This window comes from Peribacillus sp. NPDC076916 (assembly GCF_050269675.1).
In the GTDB taxonomy this organism is placed as follows: domain Bacteria; phylum Bacillota; class Bacilli; order Bacillales; family DSM-1321; genus Peribacillus; species Peribacillus aracenensis.
Map to the genome: position 1 here is coordinate 93,666 of NZ_JBNNIU010000004.1, position 15,939 is coordinate 109,604.

The following is a 15,939-nucleotide window of genomic DNA, read 5'->3' on the forward strand; positions in this document are numbered from 1 at the left end:
TCAAAAAAACGGGGCTCGCAAATTGCTGGCATCTTCTAGGATCAAGAAATGGTATCATCCTTCATTCGCTGGTTCCTTTTGGTGACTTCATCTTCGAATTGCTTGGTTTTCATTTCTTCCTTCTTTGAATATCTTATAATTGCCCTCATCGTAAAAACGGCTGCCACTAAAAAAATGAAGCAAGTTATACCAGCCGAGATATATTCAGTCTTGTCTTCTGGAAAGTAAAGAAACAAACCCAGTAAAGCATGATTGAGAAAGTCCATCCGATACATCCTTCCTGATAGGGAATTAAACTGCATTATCCCATTATATCAATTACCAGAACAATCCACTAGTGGGCCTAATCCACTAAAACATAAAAAAACGAGAGGCAGTAAGCCCCCCGCTTTTCTTTTATTTATAAAATGGTGATCCCTTTTATGACCACGTCCACTGCTGGCTTGTCTCCCGCAACTGTCTCCACGTTGGCAATCGTATCAACAACGTCCATGCCTTCGACCACTTGTCCAAAAACAGAGTGTTTATGATCCAGCCATGGTGTGCCTCCTTGTTCCATATATGCACTGATGATTTCCTCCGGATAACCGGCTTGCTTCATTTGCTCACCCATCCTGCTGTCCACATGCTGGGCTTGTACGACGAAGAATTGGCTGCCGTTTGTTCCCGGGCCTGCATTAGCCATGGAAAGAGCTCCGCGCAAATTGAATAATTGCATGGAGAACTCGTCCTCAAATGGAGCTCCCCAGATACTTTCTCCACCCATTCCAGTCCCTGTCGGATCTCCGCCTTGAAGCATGAAATCCTTGATGACACGGTGGAAGATGATTCCTTCGTAATAACCGTTTTCAGCATGTGTCAGGAAATTCTCCACTGTCTTTGGAGCCAGTTCAGGGAATAGTTTAATTTTAATATCGCCCATCGTCGTTTGCATGATAACCGCTTTTTCATTTTCCAAAACTTCACTTGTTAATTGTGGAAAGTTTGTCATTGGACATAACCTCTTTCTTTTTAAAAATAAAATGGCATGAAACACCATTTTTCATCTTCATTTGTACACTTTACACGATTTTCATAAAAAAAGCATCTTTACGAAATTGAACAAATTCGCTGTGAAAAATCGTTGTTCTTATGTATCATGAAGGAAGTTAAAAGAAAGGTGGTAGGGAAATGTCAGAACAGGATTTTAAAATAGGCGATAAGGTTACCGCCATATATAAAACTGGAAAATACATCGGGGAAGTCACCGATATCAGACCTGCTGCATATCTTGTTAAAGTGTTGGCTGTCTTGAAGCATCCCATGCAGGGAGATCTTCATAACCCGAAGCAAACGGAAGTGTCCATGTTCCATCAACGGCGTGCTCTGGCATTCCGGGAGCAAACCAATGTACCAAAGAATATGATAAAGAACTTTGATGAGGAGATTCCTGAGTATAAGGAATCCTTAAGAGAAGCAGTTGAGAAAATGAAAAGCACTTTAAGCGAAGCCCAAACAGAGTGGAATGATAAAAGCTTACAGTTGCTTGAAGATCTAGCAGCAGACTATTTCAAATAAAGCATGATAAAAGCCAAATCAGTAGTATATGATTTGGCTTTTATAACGCTAAATGATTCAAAACCTTTGATAAATCAATGCGATCGCCAATTGTCGTCGGTTCATGATTTTTCATATAACTTTTATCTTTCTCTACTAACTTAAAGATATTATATGTCGTAATGGCATCATCCAACGCCCTGTGATGCTTGCCTGTCCCTTCTTTGCCATAGGCCTGTACAGCTTTCCAAAGTCCGGTTTGGTTTTGATCCCCGAAAAAGCGTTTATACTCCAGGCAAAGATCAATTTGTTTTCCTGAAAAAGGGAAATCCAACCCTGCTTTCTGACAGTTCTGGCGAAGCACCTTCATGTCCATATTTCCCCATGTAACAATCGTCGTCGGGTGCTGCTCATCCATTTTCTTCAATAAAGTGACCAGCTCTTCAAATGAAATCCCCCGGTCCACCTGATCCTGGGCAATGTTCAAGAACTTCTTGCATCTCCCCGTCAAAACTGGAAATTTCATCGGGTTAACAAAAGATGAGAATTGTTCCTGAATGGTCTCATTAATGACGGTGACTAAACCAACCTCAATGATTTCCGGATAAAACCCTACTGGATTGGCTTTTCCTTCCGGCATCGTAAATTCAAAATCAATGAATACATATTGCTGTTGTTCCTCCATTTTTATGACCCCCTTCATATTCCTGACATCAACCTATAAGCAAAAAATGTTTTTTCTCATTATAACAGAAGATTTAGAATTTTTTCTTAGGATCGTAACATACCATTCGGATACGGACCCTGACGTCATACCTAATTTACCCAAAACTCTTTATTATCTACCTTATTTGGATTATGATGGATGAATGGACCAAAAGTACCATTTTTTCATCCCTTCAATCCAAGGACATACTAAAAATATATTAGTGAGGAAGTTGAACTATGCGCACGTATCTTGGTTATATCACGATTTTCCTCTTAGTTCCGATACTGATCCTTTCCATTTTCCTTTCTTATCAGGAGTGGTCCGTAGCGCAATCTCCCTATCATGTACTCGACGAGCGAATTCCCATTGAATCGATAAAACTGGCTCAGAATAGTTACATGAAGGCCGCAAATGGAAAGGTCATCAGTGAAATTTCCACTGGTGAGAAACGAACTTACCTAAAACTTGAAGACATCCCCCCTTTCCTGGAAAATCTGTTCATCGTTACAGAGGATCAGAAATTTTATGATCATGCAGGCGTTGACATATCCGGCATAAGCAGGGCGCTTCTTATCAATTCACAAAATAAAGCAATCGAACAAGGCGGCAGTACCATTACCCAGCAACTGGCCAGGAATGTTTATCTCTCACATGATAGGACGTATAGCCGAAAACTCAGTGAGTTCATTTATGCCCATCAGATAGAGAGAAAAAAATCAAAACCGGAAATCATGGAGCTGTATTTGAATGCCATATATTTCAGTAATGGCGCATATGGAATCGAAGCTGCTTCCCAATATTATTTCAGTAAACCGACTGGAGAGTTATCCAAGGCAGAACTTGCCTTCCTGGCCGCAATCCCTAATAATCCGGAAAACTATAATCCTCTTAAACATTTCGATGCAACGAAACAGCGTCAGGAGAGATTACTGAAACAAATGGTGGCCGAAGGTGATTTAAAACAGGACGAGTACGAAAAACTTATCAAAAGTACGATTAAATTAGACTTGTCCACCCCAGTCGACTTATATCCCGATTACGTGACGTATGTTCATCAGGAATTGAAAAATCTGGTTGCATCCTCCGAGGGTCTCGACAAAACTCTGCAAAGCCCTGATATCGCTATCCGTAAGCAGGCAGAAGCCGAGCTGGATAAAAAGATAAAAAAGCTTTTGAATTCCGGTGTAACCATCCATACCGCCCTCGATACTAAACTGCAAACACAGTCAAAGACTGCTGTTCAATCAAAACTCGGTGTCAATGATATCGAGGGAGCTTTAGTGGTTATACAGCATCATACGCACGAGCTTGTCTCTTTGATTGGGGGAAAGGATTATAAAAAAAATTCTTTCAATCGGGCATACCAAAGCTATAGGCAGCCAGGGTCAGCCATTAAGCCACTTCTCGATTATGCTCCCTACTTAGAAGAAACGGATGCTGACATCAATCAGCTCGTTAGTGGAGCAAGCTATTGCAGCAATAGCTATTGCCCAAAGAATTATAGCGGTGCCAGCTACGGGATGGTCTCAATAAGAACTGCCTTCGCTCAATCCTATAACACACCCGCCATAAGGCTTTTTGAAAAGACGGGGGTTGAGACGAGTTTCAAGTACCTGGATGCTTTCGACTTTAAAAAGGTGAGCAAAAAAGACCACCATACAAGTTCGGCCATAGGCGGATTCGAATATGGCATGAGTCCCCTAGAACTGACGGATGCCTATACTTCCTTCAATGACGGAAACTATCAGCCAGCGCGCGCCATTACTAAAGTCACCGATCAAGAAGGTAAAGTCCTTTATAAATGGAAAGACCGTTCCAAGGAGATATGGAGCAAAGGCACCGTAGCCAAGATGCGGCAGCTGCTCCACGAAACGGCCCTTTCCGGGACAGCCCGCAAAGCCTACTTTCCTACGGATTATGTCGGCGGGAAAACCGGTACGACCAATGACGTGAAAGACATATGGTTTGTCGGTCTGACAGCAAACTATACAACGGGAGTTTGGGTTGGAAGAGACAAGCCATCCACTTTACAATCCATCTATTCACAATCACCCCATGTATTGATTTGGAAAGATATCAGCCAGACTGCCGAATGAAAAAAGAAGGTGCCGAGATGGCACCTTCTTTTTTGCTATATGGGAAGACTTGCAATAACGCTGTTATAAAGCTTCAATCCCGCATAAGCGACAATTGAAATCAGTGCCGTCCAAGCGAAGATTGGAAAGAAGACCAATCCCACCAGCCTCGATAAGTCCAGGCTTAGGCTTAACTTATTGACAAAATAAATTAAAGCCACAATATTCGTTGCGATAAAGATCGACCCAAGCCCGATGATGAATTGAACACTGAACAATGAACAGGTACCGCCAATCACATATATGACCGCTCCCTTTCTTACACTGGTAAGGGCTTTACCCTCCGAATCCTTGGAAAAGAATAATAAAGACAGCTCCAATATCGTATCGGAGATCAGCTTCAATGCAGCGAAAACCATGAAGAATGATAGGAGCAATACGATCAGCAGCGCCAGTTTGATGCCGGTTTCAGAAAAGAACTCAAGCATCCCTTGGTAAATTCCCAAATTACCAAATAACTTGAGCATTTGCATTTCCCCATAAATGGCAAAGGAGAGGCTGAATAATAAGATTGAAATGATTGGTAAATAGCTAAGTAAATATGTGTTTTTCATGATTTCTCCATCCGCGCGTCTTTTACCCTATATTATGCTAGGTAATCCACTATTTCACAATGGATATTCTATTAATTCACCCTTAAAAAAATTTTTTATAAAATTTTTCAGGTTGGTTCCCCCTCCTTTTCTACCTATATATAAAACTTCGTTCAAGTTGGCCTTCACCGTTTTCAAAGCCATGCAAACCCACATAAATTGCGTTATACTTTTAAGCGAGGCAAGTATTCGATAAAAAAATACATATTCAGCGAAGATTTCCTAACGTCTAGAATTGCTCAAAAAAAAGCATAATAAGACGGCTGAGGTTCGTTTTAAAAAGGGAGGGAGTTTATGTCTTTACTTCATTGGGCGGTATTATCACCGTTTCTATTAGCAATCATCGTACCAATATTATACAAACTATTTCGACAAATACATACAGGATGGTTTGTATTGATTTTACCGATTCTCCTTTTCACGTATTTTTCAAGGTTCATTTCCTTGACCAAACAAGGGGATATCATTATGGAAAGCGCTACATGGATTCCTTCTCTCGGAATTCACGTTGATTTCTATATAGATGGACTAGGCCTTTTGTTCGCCTTGCTCATTACAGGTATAGGTTCACTCGTCGTTCTGTATTCAATTTTCTATTTATCGAAAGAGAAAGAAAGGCTGAACCAATTTTACGTCTTCCTTTTGCTTTTCATGGGAGCGATGCTTGGTGTCGTCTTATCCGATAATCTAATTGTTCTTTATTCATTTTGGGAATTCACGAGTTTATCATCTTTTCTCTTGATAGGATATTGGAATGAAAGGGAGCGTTCACGTTATGGGGCGCAGAAATCCCTGTTGATCACTGTGCTTGGCGGCTTAAGCTTGCTTGGCGGCATCATTCTCCTTTCCATTATGGGGAACACATTCAGCATTCGTGAATTGATTGCCCAAAGCGGGGAACTTATGGACCACTCGCTCTTCATTCCTGCACTTTTGCTTGTGCTGCTTGGAGCGTTCACCAAATCTGCACAGTTCCCGTTCCATATTTGGCTTCCTGACGCGATGGAAGCCCCGACACCGGTCAGTGCTTACCTTCATTCCGCCACAATGGTCAAGGCCGGAATTTATTTGGTAGCCCGATTAAGCCCTGTTTTTGCAGAATCAGGATTATGGTTCTGGCTCGTTTCGATCGCCGGACTGATCACCCTGTTCTGGGGCTCATTCTCAGCAATCAAGCAGACTGATTTAAAGGGTATTCTCGCTTTTTCCACCATCAGTCAGCTCGGATTGATCATGTCGCTTTTGGGACTTGGGGCAGCGGCCCTCCACTATGAATCTTTTGGGGAAAATATATACTTGGCAGCCACGGTTGCTGCAGTATTCCACTTGATTAATCATGCGACCTTTAAAGGCAGCCTTTTCATGGTTGCCGGCATCATTGACCATGAAACAGGTACACGTGATATCAGAAAGCTCGGCGGATTGATGCAGGTGATGCCGATCACTTTCACCGTCGCTGTCATAGGCGCTTTTTCAATGGCTGGACTTCCGCCCTTCAATGGTTTTTTGAGCAAGGAAATGTTCTTGGCCAGCATGGTGAATGTATTGGAATTGAATATCTTCAATATGGAGACATGGGGGGTCCTTTTCCCTGTGGCGGCATGGGTAGCCAGTGTATTCACTTTCATATATAGCATGATCGTCGTGCTCAAACCCTTTACAGGCAAACTTCAGTTGCAACTATTGGACAAGAGGCCCCACGAGGCACCGGTCGGGATGCTGATATCCCCGATCATCCTTGCTTCGCTGGTCATCGTTTTCGGTATTTTTCCAAACTTGCTATCTTCCCGGATCATTGAACCTGCGGTAGCCAGCATACAGCCTAGCTTGGCGGGTCCCGATTTCCAAGTCCATATCGCCTTCTGGCATGGATTCAAACCTGAAGTATGGATGACCGTCGGCATCATAGCATTTGGAATCCTTTTATACAAAACGCTTCCGAAGTGGCAGAAGATCACTAGATGGATTCCTGAACGCATCTCCCTGAATGCTTTGTATGATAACGGGGTTAGAGGGCTCGATCGCTCAGCATCATCAGTCATGAAATTTTTAATGACAGGTTATATTCGGACATATCTGCTTTCAATCTTCCTTTTCTTCATTCTCTCATTGGGCTTTACGCTTTATTGGAAGGATGCATTTAAATTGGATACAGGGAACTTTGCCCGGATTGGCCTATATGAATTGATATTGGCTGCGATCATCGTAATTGGCTCGATCGCCATTCTGTTTGCAAGATCCCGTTTAACTTCCATTATCATCTTAGGAGCGGTCGGTTATACGATTTCCTTATTTTTCGTTTTGCTGCGGGCACCAGATTTAGCCCTGACCCAACTAGTCATCGAAACGATTTCGGTATCCCTGTTTTTGCTCTGTTTCTTCCACCTTCCATTAATGGCAAGCAGAAAGGAAGAACGGATGACATTCAAGTTGAATAACGCGTTGATATCCATTGGTGTAGGAGTCATCGTGACATTGATTGCCTTATCGGCACATAGCAATAAACTATTTGATTCCATATCAAATTACTATCTTGAAAATGCTTATAAGGAAGCAGGCGGAAAAAACGTCGTGAACGTCATTCTCGTTGACTTCCGCGGACTTGATACAATGTTTGAAATCACTGTCCTTTCCATCGCTGCGCTCGGAATATTCGCGATGATCAAACTGCGTTTGACGGGGAGGAAAGATAAATCATGAAGCAAAATGACCTAATTCTTCAAACGGTTACGAAAGTCGCCGCCTTTGTTATCCTGCTGTTCGCGGTTGCCATCTTTTTAGGCGGGCATTATTCGCCAGGAGGCGGGTTTGTCGGCGGTTTAATGACTTCAGCCGCCATAGTCCTGCTGTTGCTCGCTTTCGACATTAAGACCGTTACCGGCATCTTGCCGATTGACTATAAGTTAATGATCGGTTCAGGCTTGCTCATATCAAGCTTGACCGTAGCCGGTGGGCTGGTGTTTGGGGTGCCCCTCATGACACATGTTTATCATTATGTTGATTTACCGCTTCTTGGGCACATTTCGCTTCATACCGCGGTACTTTTTGATCTGGGTGTTTATCTTGTGGTTGTTGGTGTAACGATGACCATTATTCAAACGATAGGGGAGAGTGAATAATGGAACTTTTAATGGCCATTGTCATTGGAATACTATTTATGTGTGCAACATATTTAATGCTTTCCAAAAGCATTTTAAGAATCATAATCGGTACTGGGCTGCTTAGTCACGGCGCCCACCTTTTGATATTGACGATGGGCGGTTTGAAAGGCGGTTCCGTTCCATTGCTGAGTGATGAAGCCGCATCCTATGTCGATCCGCTTCCGCAAGCGCTTATCTTGACGGCGATCGTCATCAGTTTCGGGGTCACATCATTTCTGCTGGTACTTGCATACCGGACCTACCAGGAACTCGGTACGGATGACATGGATGAAATGAGAGGTACGGAAGCGAATGAATAATCTAACTTTCATGCCTGTTTTATGGCCGCTTTTCACAGGCATCTTTCTCATTTTCTTTGCAAAAAAAATCAAACTCCAAAGAGGGATATCCCTTTTTTCTTCTCTAATAGGAATTGCGATTTCCCTTTATCTAGTGTTTACGGTCCATACTCAAGGGATCTTGACTTTAGGTGTCGGCAGCTGGGATGCGCCATTCGGGATCGTGATCGTCGCAGATATGCTTTCTTCGCTGCTCGTACTGACCACGAATATCATTGGATTGGCCATACTGCTTTACTCGTTTTATTCCATAGGGGAGGAACGTGAAAGACATTATTATTATCCTGTATTTCAATTTTTGCTGATTGGTGTAAACGGTGCCTTCCTTACGGGGGATCTTTTCAATCTATTCGTTTTCTTCGAAGTCATGCTGATGGCTTCCTACGTGCTGCTTGTACTGGGAGGGACGAAAATCCAGCTGAGGGAATCATTGAAGTATATCATCGTCAATGTGCTTTCTTCTTCCTTTTTCGTCATCATGGTGGCGTACCTTTATTCAGTTCTAGGAACATTGAACATGGCGGACATCAGCCAGAAGATAGCGGAAGTCAACCAGCCTGGAATCGTCTCGGTGATAGCGATTGGCTTTTTGATCGTATTCGGTTTGAAGGGAGCCATTTTCCCGCTCTTCCAATGGCTCCCTGGGTCCTATTATGCTCCGCCCATTCCCGTGATGGCCCTATTCGGGGCATTGCTGACAAAGGTCGGGATCTATTCCATTTTCAGGACCTATACACTCATGTTTTATCATGACCAGGATTTCACCCATACTTTCCTTGCGATACTTGCCATCTTGACCATCATCATCGGTGTCATTGGTGCGATAGCTTATTGGGATGTAAAAAAAATCATCATTTACAATATCATCATCGCTGTCGGGGTTATCCTGTTCGGCATCTCCGTCATGAATGAACAGGCTTTATCAGGCTCCATTCTATATATCATTCATGACATGCTGATCAAGGCTGCACTCTTCCTGCTGGTTGGCATCATGATCAAAATCAGCGGATCGGATGATTTGCGGGACATGGGCGGCTTGATCAAGCAATACCCGGCCGTTGCATGGACCTTCTTCATAGCTGCCATATCATTGGCGGGAATCCCGCCGTTCAGCGGTTTCGCCGGCAAGCTCCTGATTCTTCAGGGAGCTGCCGAAAAAGGGGCCTACTTTGGAATGGCCATTGTCTTACTTTCAAGTTTGATGGTCCTATATTCCGTCATGAAAATATTCATGAATGGCTTTTGGGGAACTCCGAAAGCTGATTATACCTTAACTAATCAAACGGTTAATAAAATGCTGGTCCCTGCCGTCATTCTTGTGATCATTTCCGTCTTATTCGGAGTAGGGACTGAATCGATTTACCCATTCATTACACAAGCTGTAGATTCATTAATGAATCCCGAAATCTATAACAAAGCGGTTTTAAAGGAGTAGTGCCTGATGTCATTCCAAATTTTATTGAATGTGTTCCTTGCGGTTATCTGGATGTTTTTGAAAAATGAGTTTAATGGGAGCACTTTTATCATCGGATATATATTGGGGCTCGGCATCATGTTCGTCTTCCGTCATTTTTTCAATGAACGTTTTTATTTGAAAAGGGTGAATGCCGTCGTTCTATTGCTCCTCATATTCGCAAGGGAACTCATACTTTCCAACATTAGCGTCCTGAAGGCCGTGCTTAAACCGAGCCTGGATATGAGACCTGGCATATTCGCATTTGAAACCGTGCTGACCAAGGATTGGGAAATTACGATACTATCGAATTTAATTACACTTACACCAGGAACACTTGTCGTTGAGGTATCGGAAGATAATCGGATTCTTTATATCCACGCGATGGATATTGCCGACAAAGATGAGGCTGTGGACAGCATTAAGAATACATTTGAAAAAGCGATTATGGAGGTGGGCAAATAATGTTCGATCTAATGCTTAAAATCGCGTTGCTAGGTGTTTCGCTTTCCATGATTGGATTCTTATACCGTTTAATCAAAGGGCCTTCCGTACCGGATCGGGTCATCGCACTCGATGCAATGGGAATCAATCTTATCGCGATCGTTGCACTTGCCTCCATTGTCATGGATACAAGCGCATATCTGGAAGCCATTCTACTGCTCGGGATCCTATCATTCATCGGAACGGTCGCTTTCGCCAAATTCCTTGAGAAAGGGGAGATAATCGAAGATGACCGCAATCGTTGAAATCCTATCGGCCCTATTCCTATTGATGGGAGTCTTTCTCTTTTTAGTCTCGGCTTTCGGCATCATCCGGCTGCCCGACGTCTATACCAGAAATCACGCTGCCTCAAAGAGCTCGACACTTGGAATCATGTTCATCCTGATCGGCACCTTGTTATATTTTTACTATGAACATGGCCATTTCGATTTCCGGGTCGTGCTAGCAATCATCTTTATCTTCATGACCAGTCCTGTTGCCGGACATTTAATCATGCGCTCGGCTTATCATACTGGCATAAAAATGTGGGATCGGAGTATCCAGGATGATTTAAAGAAAACCCAGTGATCCCTGCCATGAAAAAGAGCTGCCCTGATTACAGGAGCAGCTCTTTTCTGTTTCAATCCTTTAAAAATACTTGGTCGCCCACTCTGATTTCACCTGTTTTGATGACTGAGGCATATACGCCAAAATGATTGTTCCTTTCCTTGACGACAGTTTTCAGGAGAGTTGGATCCCTATGGGAATCGCTTGGATCGACCGTTATGATCATACAACGCTCACAATGCCTTTTGATCTCCAATTCCACTTCATTTCCGATTAGAATCCTTTTTCCGAACCATTGCTCTTCTAAAAAGGGCGTTTTGTTCACTAAAGATAGCACCAAATTTTGCCTGAATCTCCTGCCATCCAGTTCTTTTCCCCAAAGCTTTGTCAATTCGCCAATCGAGGCATCACTGACAAGCAGGATGTTTTCTTCTTCAATCGCACCTAACGGAATATGTGCAGGATGATAAACAACTGGTGCTGCCTCCTGTTTCAACAACCGCTCCATTTCCTCCTGAAAGGCTTCCTCTCCCCATGTCAGCACCTGTCCTGTTGGGGTCTTCACCTTGATTTCCGGATATTGGTCAACGGTTTCCTCACCAGAAAAAGCAGCTTGATAACGGACCATTTCCGGGACTTGGGTTATCGTCAGGAATTTCCCATTTTTGCCTTTAAAGGCATGGCTGCGATCTCCATATAATCCATAATCCATCACCCTTGTTTTCTGTACCTGTTCACCAGTAAATGATTTTACAGGATGACGGGTGATTTCTTGTATATGACCAACCAGCATAAAAACACCTCTTCTCATACAATAATCTGCTGCCATATTATACTTAAACCGGATACTAATCATTGCGCTGCGATTGTTCTATTGATTCATTTTGGTTTTGGTAAGTCGATAACGGCCAATGTACAGCGTGAAACGCAGATAAGATGACTCTCCTCATCACGGATTTTCACGTCCCACACCATCGTCGTCTTCCCGCGATGGAGGATGTTCCCTTCTGCGGTAACAAAACCGGAACGGACGCCCCTTACATGATTGGCATTGATTTCAAGGCCGACGACAGCCTGTTTTGCACGATCCACCAGCTGCATGCCGCCAAAACTTGCAACAGATTCAGCAAGGGCAACGGACGCTCCCCCGTGCAATAAACCATACGGCTGCCTAGTTCGTTCATCTACAGGCATCTTCGCAATGACTTTCCCATCACCGACTTCTTTCATTTCTATCCCAAGCGTGCCGATCAATGACTGTTCAATATTTCTTTCCATCCCATTACCCCCAACTTTTTTCTGTAAATAAATGAATCACTATTCATATCAGTATACAAAAAAAGGATGACCCAAGTCTATCAAGTCATCCCTCAATAATGTGAATTGTATTATTTGGAGAGGATTTCTTTTAATTCAAACCAGCTTGTCAGTCTTGGAATATCCAATTCCCTGTTATAGGAATTATCTATTGCATACACTTTCGTTGGAATATCCAATAAAGTTTCCAGCACTGCCGGTTTATCATCAAAATAATAATCCAGTTCCAATTTGCGGATCGTTTCAATTTTTTCATGATCCTTCATACCGCAGTAAAAATGGTCATCCTTAACCGGAAAGCCGTTTTCAATCAGCCATTTTTTCGTCCGTTCACCATGCTCCGCTTTCCTGGCTGTGATGTAATAGACTTCATGACCATCGCGTTCAAGCTCCTGCAGCGTTTCCACTGCGCCCTCGAAGGCTGGACAGGATGAATAATAAACTTCCTCGGCAAGGCTGTTCCACATCTTGCCCCCAGCCTCTTTATCAAGCCCGAAAGCTTCATGGATCTCCAACGTCTTTAAAGCTCTGAATTTCGATATCTCTATATTCGTATTAAGCTTTTCATTATAAAGATGGAACGCAAACTCCCTCAAGTTAATAAGGGTATCGTCAATATCAAAACCAAATTTCATATCCTTCACTCCCATTCAAACATAAGCGGCGGCAAACTGTGATGCGAAGGAAATTTCCTTGTCCACCTGAATGGCCTGTAATCTATCAATTTCGGCTTTTCTTTTTGGCTCAGCCATTTTAAGCCCAAGGAAACCAGCATCCCCCTGCAGGATGCATCCAGAAATAAGCTCGGCTAATATATCTGCATCCTTCATGGCACAATTGAGTCCGAATGCACCTGTAGGCGTCATCGTATGGGCTGCATCACCTAATAAAGCAACGCCATCCTTTGTCCATGTTTCACAATAGCTACTGTAAACATCCAATAAAATGAAGTCATGCCAAGAGCGGATATTTTCACCCACAACCTTTTTTAATTCAGGAAAGGCAAAAAGCAAATCTTCGATGAACGGATCAAAATGCTGTTTTCGCAAATGCGGAAACGAACCATGTTCTATATTCCAGCCAATTTGGATGAAACCTCCAGCCTGAGTGAAGAGGGCAACCTGTGAGCCATTGACCAATGCCATCTTGATCGAAGGCTTCCATCCCTCGGGGGCTGGAATTTTTGCCCACAATAAATCATAACCATGATTTTTTATCACGACTGGAATCCCCGCTTTTTTTCGAACGATGGAAAATCTGCCGTCCGCCCCGATTATCAATGAACTTTGCACTTCCAGGTCATTTCCGCCATTTCGGGCCTTGACACCCGTAAAACGGCCCATTTCATTCTGTATCAAGTCCGTAACCCTCGTATTCATCATCAATTGAAAAGAGTCCAGCTTTTCGGCTTCATTCAATATAGCTGTAAGCAGATGATTTTGAGGGACATGTATCCCAACATGATCGACAGGCCATTCAGGGAAAATCCTTTTGAATATTTGGCCGTCATTCCAATATTCAATTTGTTCCATCCTAAGCAAGCCTAGTCTTTCCACACTCTGGAATAAACCATGTTTTTTAAGAATGCCCTCTCCTTCATCGTTCAAGAACTCGCCCCTGAACTCCCTTGAAACCTCAGAATGCCTCTCAAGCAATACGACTGAAATGTCCTGCTTGGCCAATAGGTAGGCCAGCAGGGCTCCTCCAGGTCCTGATCCTACTATGCATACATCTGATTTAACCAACATGCCTCTTCACCTGTTGTCTATTTTAATTTAGGATAAGCCGTGATGCGTATGTCCTCGCCAAACGTTTCCACGCCAGAGAAGGAAACATCCATCGCTTCATCCATCGTATCCACATTCATTCCAGTAAACGGTGTTAATGAGTTTCTTCCGCCCAATAGTTTAGGGGCTATATAAATCAAGTATTTATCGATGAGCCCTTCCCTAAGGAAAGAGGCATTCACTTCGCTTCCACCTTCCAGCAAGACATCCGTAATCCCCTTTTTATACAGCTCTTCCATCAAAGCCCTTAGATTCAGTCCCGTCTCGTTTTTGGGGATGAAAATGAATTCGATTCCTTTTTCACGTAAAAGGTCCATTTTATCCGCAGGTGCATTTTCCTGTGTTACGATCAAGGTTTTTGCATCTGATACTTGTACAACATTGGCATCCAAGGGAACCCGTAATTCACTGTCTAAAATGATCCGAATCGGATTTTTCCCTCCGCCTTCCGGAAGTCTGGTCGTCAGTGATGGATCATCGGCCAATACTGTCCCGATACCAACAAGAATGGCATCCACCTCATCACGCAGCAAATGAACGGAATGACGTGATTCTTCCCCTGTTATCCATTTTGAATGGCCTGTATGGGTTGCAAGTTTTCCATCGAGCGTCATCGCATACTTCGATATGACAAATGGCCGATTCGTCAGCATATTGTGAATGAAACGCTCATTCAGCCTTTGAGCTTCCTTTTCCAGGATGCCAACTTCCACTTCAATGCCCGCTTCCTTTATGATCGATATCCCTCTGCCGGCCACTTCCGGATTCGGATCTTGAGTAGCCACTACAACTCTCCGGACACCTGATTCTTTCACCAAGTTTGCACAAGGAGGGGTCTTTCCATAATGTGAACAAGGCTCAAGAGTCACATATAGCGTTGCACCTTCTGCATACTCACCCGCCATTTTGAAAGCATGCACTTCCGCATGCGGTTCACCCGCTTTACGGTGGATCCCTGTCCCGGCTATCACGCCGTCTTTGACTATGACTGCACCGACCACTGGATTCGGATTCGTCTTTCCTTTTGCACTGGCCGCCAAATCCAGTGCCAGCTTCATGTAATATTGATCATCATTCATACTATAGCTCTCCTTATACAATCAAAGTTGGCTTCTTTTGGGGAATATGTCCAGACTTCTTAACTTTTGTATCCAGATAGAAACTATTATCTTCCGTCAAACCGCCCCAAAGCGGAATATGGTCCTTTGCCGCAAGTCCATGCTTCATGAGGGCTTCCAGCTTTTTGGGGTTGTTCGTGATTAAAGTCACCGGATTCTCGCGCAGTGCACTCAACACTCGAATGGCTCCCTCGTAAGATCGCGTATCATCTTCGAATCCTAAAGCCTCATTCGCCTCGACCGTGTCATAACCCTCCTGCTGAAGCAAATAGGCAAGTGATTTGGAAAACAGGCCGATCCCTCTTCCTTCATGGTCTGCAAGGTAAAAGATGGCCCCGCACCCATGTTCGGCTATCATTTTCATCGATTGGTGGAGCTGGTAGCCGCAATCACAGCGTTTACTGCCGAAGATATCACCCGTGTGACAGATGCTATGCATCCGGACAAGTGCATCCCCCGAATTTTTAAAATCTCCATACACCAATACGGAGGATTGCTGTCCAAAAGCGAGGTTGGCTTCCGAAAGCGAATCAAGCACCGCTTTCTTGTCATTATCCGCGCCGTCAAGCTGAAGCCATGTATACCACTGGAAAACCGTTGAGAAATCTCCTTGTTCAACAGGCAGGTTCACAGGTCCCACAAGACATATATCAGCTTTTCCCGGGGTTTTGATGATATTCATTTTATCTATTAAAAGGTTTTTTGTTTCCTCGGTTATTTTCATGTTAACATCACCTATTTT

19 protein-coding genes are annotated in these 15,939 nt (G+C 43.5%); 9 read left to right on the top strand and 10 right to left on the bottom strand.

Annotation, left to right across the window (positions count from 1 at the left end; genetic code table 11):
* Window positions 1-41: 41 nt before the first annotated feature.
* On the bottom strand, window positions 42-266 hold the full coding sequence (locus ACQKFG_RS14095; protein WP_192206910.1) for a hypothetical protein: 225 nt from the start codon (window positions 264-266) through the stop codon (window positions 42-44).
* A 134-nt stretch (window positions 267-400) separates the two neighbouring features.
* A complete protein-coding gene (locus ACQKFG_RS14100; protein ID WP_034310270.1) occupies window positions 401-991 on the bottom strand; it encodes a peptidylprolyl isomerase in 591 nt (196 codons plus the stop codon).
* Window positions 992-1,170: 179 nt separating this feature from the next.
* Here ACQKFG_RS14100 and ACQKFG_RS14105 point away from each other — a divergent pair, with 179 nt between their 5' ends.
* Entirely contained in the window at window positions 1,171-1,557 is a 387-nt protein-coding gene (locus ACQKFG_RS14105) for a kinase-associated lipoprotein B (RefSeq protein WP_427559899.1), read from the top strand.
* Window positions 1,558-1,597: 40 nt separating this feature from the next.
* On the opposite strand, the gene kapD is transcribed toward ACQKFG_RS14105, so the two are convergent.
* On the bottom strand, window positions 1,598-2,221 hold the full coding sequence (gene kapD, locus ACQKFG_RS14110) for a 3'-5' exonuclease KapD (RefSeq protein WP_427559902.1): 624 nt from the start codon (window positions 2,219-2,221) through the stop codon (window positions 1,598-1,600).
* Between the two features lie 260 nt (window positions 2,222-2,481).
* Here kapD and ACQKFG_RS14115 point away from each other — a divergent pair, with 260 nt between their 5' ends.
* Window positions 2,482-4,341 carry a transglycosylase domain-containing protein gene (locus ACQKFG_RS14115; RefSeq protein ID WP_427559905.1) on the top strand — a complete coding sequence of 620 codons (1,860 nt, stop codon included), beginning with the start codon at window positions 2,482-2,484 and terminating at the stop codon, window positions 4,339-4,341.
* Window positions 4,342-4,376: 35 nt separating this feature from the next.
* On the opposite strand, the gene ACQKFG_RS14120 is transcribed toward ACQKFG_RS14115, so the two are convergent.
* Window positions 4,377-4,934 carry a DUF5366 family protein gene (locus tag ACQKFG_RS14120; RefSeq protein WP_427559908.1) on the bottom strand — a complete coding sequence of 186 codons (558 nt, stop codon included), beginning with the start codon at window positions 4,932-4,934 and terminating at the stop codon, window positions 4,377-4,379.
* 333 nt (window positions 4,935-5,267) lie between these two features.
* Between ACQKFG_RS14120 and ACQKFG_RS14125 the strand changes: the two genes are divergently transcribed.
* The 7 genes from ACQKFG_RS14125 to mnhG are packed head-to-tail and all read left to right on the top strand — an operon-like array spanning window position 5,268 to window position 10,996.
* Complete coding sequence (locus ACQKFG_RS14125; protein WP_427559911.1) at window positions 5,268-7,673, top strand: Na+/H+ antiporter subunit A; 2,406 nt, start codon at window positions 5,268-5,270, stop codon at window positions 7,671-7,673.
* On the top strand, window positions 7,670-8,092 hold the full coding sequence (locus tag ACQKFG_RS14130) for a Na(+)/H(+) antiporter subunit B (RefSeq protein WP_260285694.1): 423 nt from the start codon (window positions 7,670-7,672) through the stop codon (window positions 8,090-8,092). The genes ACQKFG_RS14125 and ACQKFG_RS14130 overlap by 4 nt, the downstream gene beginning before the upstream one ends.
* Window positions 8,092-8,433 carry a Na(+)/H(+) antiporter subunit C gene (locus tag ACQKFG_RS14135; protein WP_192206917.1) on the top strand — a complete coding sequence of 114 codons (342 nt, stop codon included), beginning with the start codon at window positions 8,092-8,094 and terminating at the stop codon, window positions 8,431-8,433. Before ACQKFG_RS14130 ends, ACQKFG_RS14135 begins: the two co-directional genes overlap by 1 nt.
* A complete protein-coding gene (locus ACQKFG_RS14140; protein WP_349728815.1) occupies window positions 8,426-9,907 on the top strand; it encodes a Na+/H+ antiporter subunit D in 1,482 nt (493 codons plus the stop codon). Before ACQKFG_RS14135 ends, ACQKFG_RS14140 begins: the two co-directional genes overlap by 8 nt.
* A 6-nt stretch (window positions 9,908-9,913) precedes the next feature.
* The gene (locus ACQKFG_RS14145; RefSeq protein ID WP_076368131.1) at window positions 9,914-10,390 is read left to right on the top strand and encodes a Na+/H+ antiporter subunit E; all 477 of its coding nucleotides are present in this window, start codon (window positions 9,914-9,916) and stop codon (window positions 10,388-10,390) included.
* 11 nt (window positions 10,391-10,401) lie between these two features.
* Window positions 10,402-10,674, top strand: coding sequence for a Na(+)/H(+) antiporter subunit F1 (locus ACQKFG_RS14150; protein ID WP_370023645.1), 273 nt, complete (start codon window positions 10,402-10,404; stop codon window positions 10,672-10,674).
* The gene (mnhG, locus tag ACQKFG_RS14155) at window positions 10,658-10,996 is read left to right on the top strand and encodes a monovalent cation/H(+) antiporter subunit G (RefSeq protein WP_427559916.1); all 339 of its coding nucleotides are present in this window, start codon (window positions 10,658-10,660) and stop codon (window positions 10,994-10,996) included. The genes ACQKFG_RS14150 and mnhG overlap by 17 nt, the downstream gene beginning before the upstream one ends.
* A 52-nt stretch (window positions 10,997-11,048) precedes the next feature.
* Here mnhG and ACQKFG_RS14160 read toward each other — a convergent pair whose 3' ends face one another.
* The 6 genes from ACQKFG_RS14160 to ACQKFG_RS14185 all read right to left on the bottom strand — a co-directional run bounded on the left by ACQKFG_RS14160 (window position 11,049) and on the right by ACQKFG_RS14185 (window position 15,921).
* Entirely contained in the window at window positions 11,049-11,768 is a 720-nt protein-coding gene (locus ACQKFG_RS14160) for an MOSC domain-containing protein (RefSeq protein WP_349728813.1), read from the bottom strand.
* An 86-nt stretch (window positions 11,769-11,854) separates the two neighbouring features.
* The gene (locus ACQKFG_RS14165) at window positions 11,855-12,253 is read right to left on the bottom strand and encodes a hotdog fold thioesterase (protein ID WP_427559920.1); all 399 of its coding nucleotides are present in this window, start codon (window positions 12,251-12,253) and stop codon (window positions 11,855-11,857) included.
* 110 nt (window positions 12,254-12,363) lie between these two features.
* Window positions 12,364-12,927, bottom strand: coding sequence for a 5' nucleotidase, NT5C type (locus ACQKFG_RS14170; protein ID WP_192206922.1), 564 nt, complete (start codon window positions 12,925-12,927; stop codon window positions 12,364-12,366).
* Window positions 12,928-12,942: 15 nt separating this feature from the next.
* On the bottom strand, window positions 12,943-14,040 hold the full coding sequence (locus tag ACQKFG_RS14175; RefSeq protein WP_349728811.1) for an FAD-dependent monooxygenase: 1,098 nt from the start codon (window positions 14,038-14,040) through the stop codon (window positions 12,943-12,945).
* Between the two features lie 17 nt (window positions 14,041-14,057).
* The gene (gene ribD, locus ACQKFG_RS14180; protein WP_349728809.1) at window positions 14,058-15,158 is read right to left on the bottom strand and encodes a bifunctional diaminohydroxyphosphoribosylaminopyrimidine deaminase/5-amino-6-(5-phosphoribosylamino)uracil reductase RibD; all 1,101 of its coding nucleotides are present in this window, start codon (window positions 15,156-15,158) and stop codon (window positions 14,058-14,060) included.
* A gap of 13 nt (window positions 15,159-15,171) precedes the next feature.
* Window positions 15,172-15,921 (bottom strand): GTP cyclohydrolase II, encoded by a 750-nt coding sequence (locus ACQKFG_RS14185; protein ID WP_427559925.1) that lies wholly within the window; start codon window positions 15,919-15,921, stop codon window positions 15,172-15,174.
* Between the last annotated feature and the right edge of the window lie 18 nt (window positions 15,922-15,939).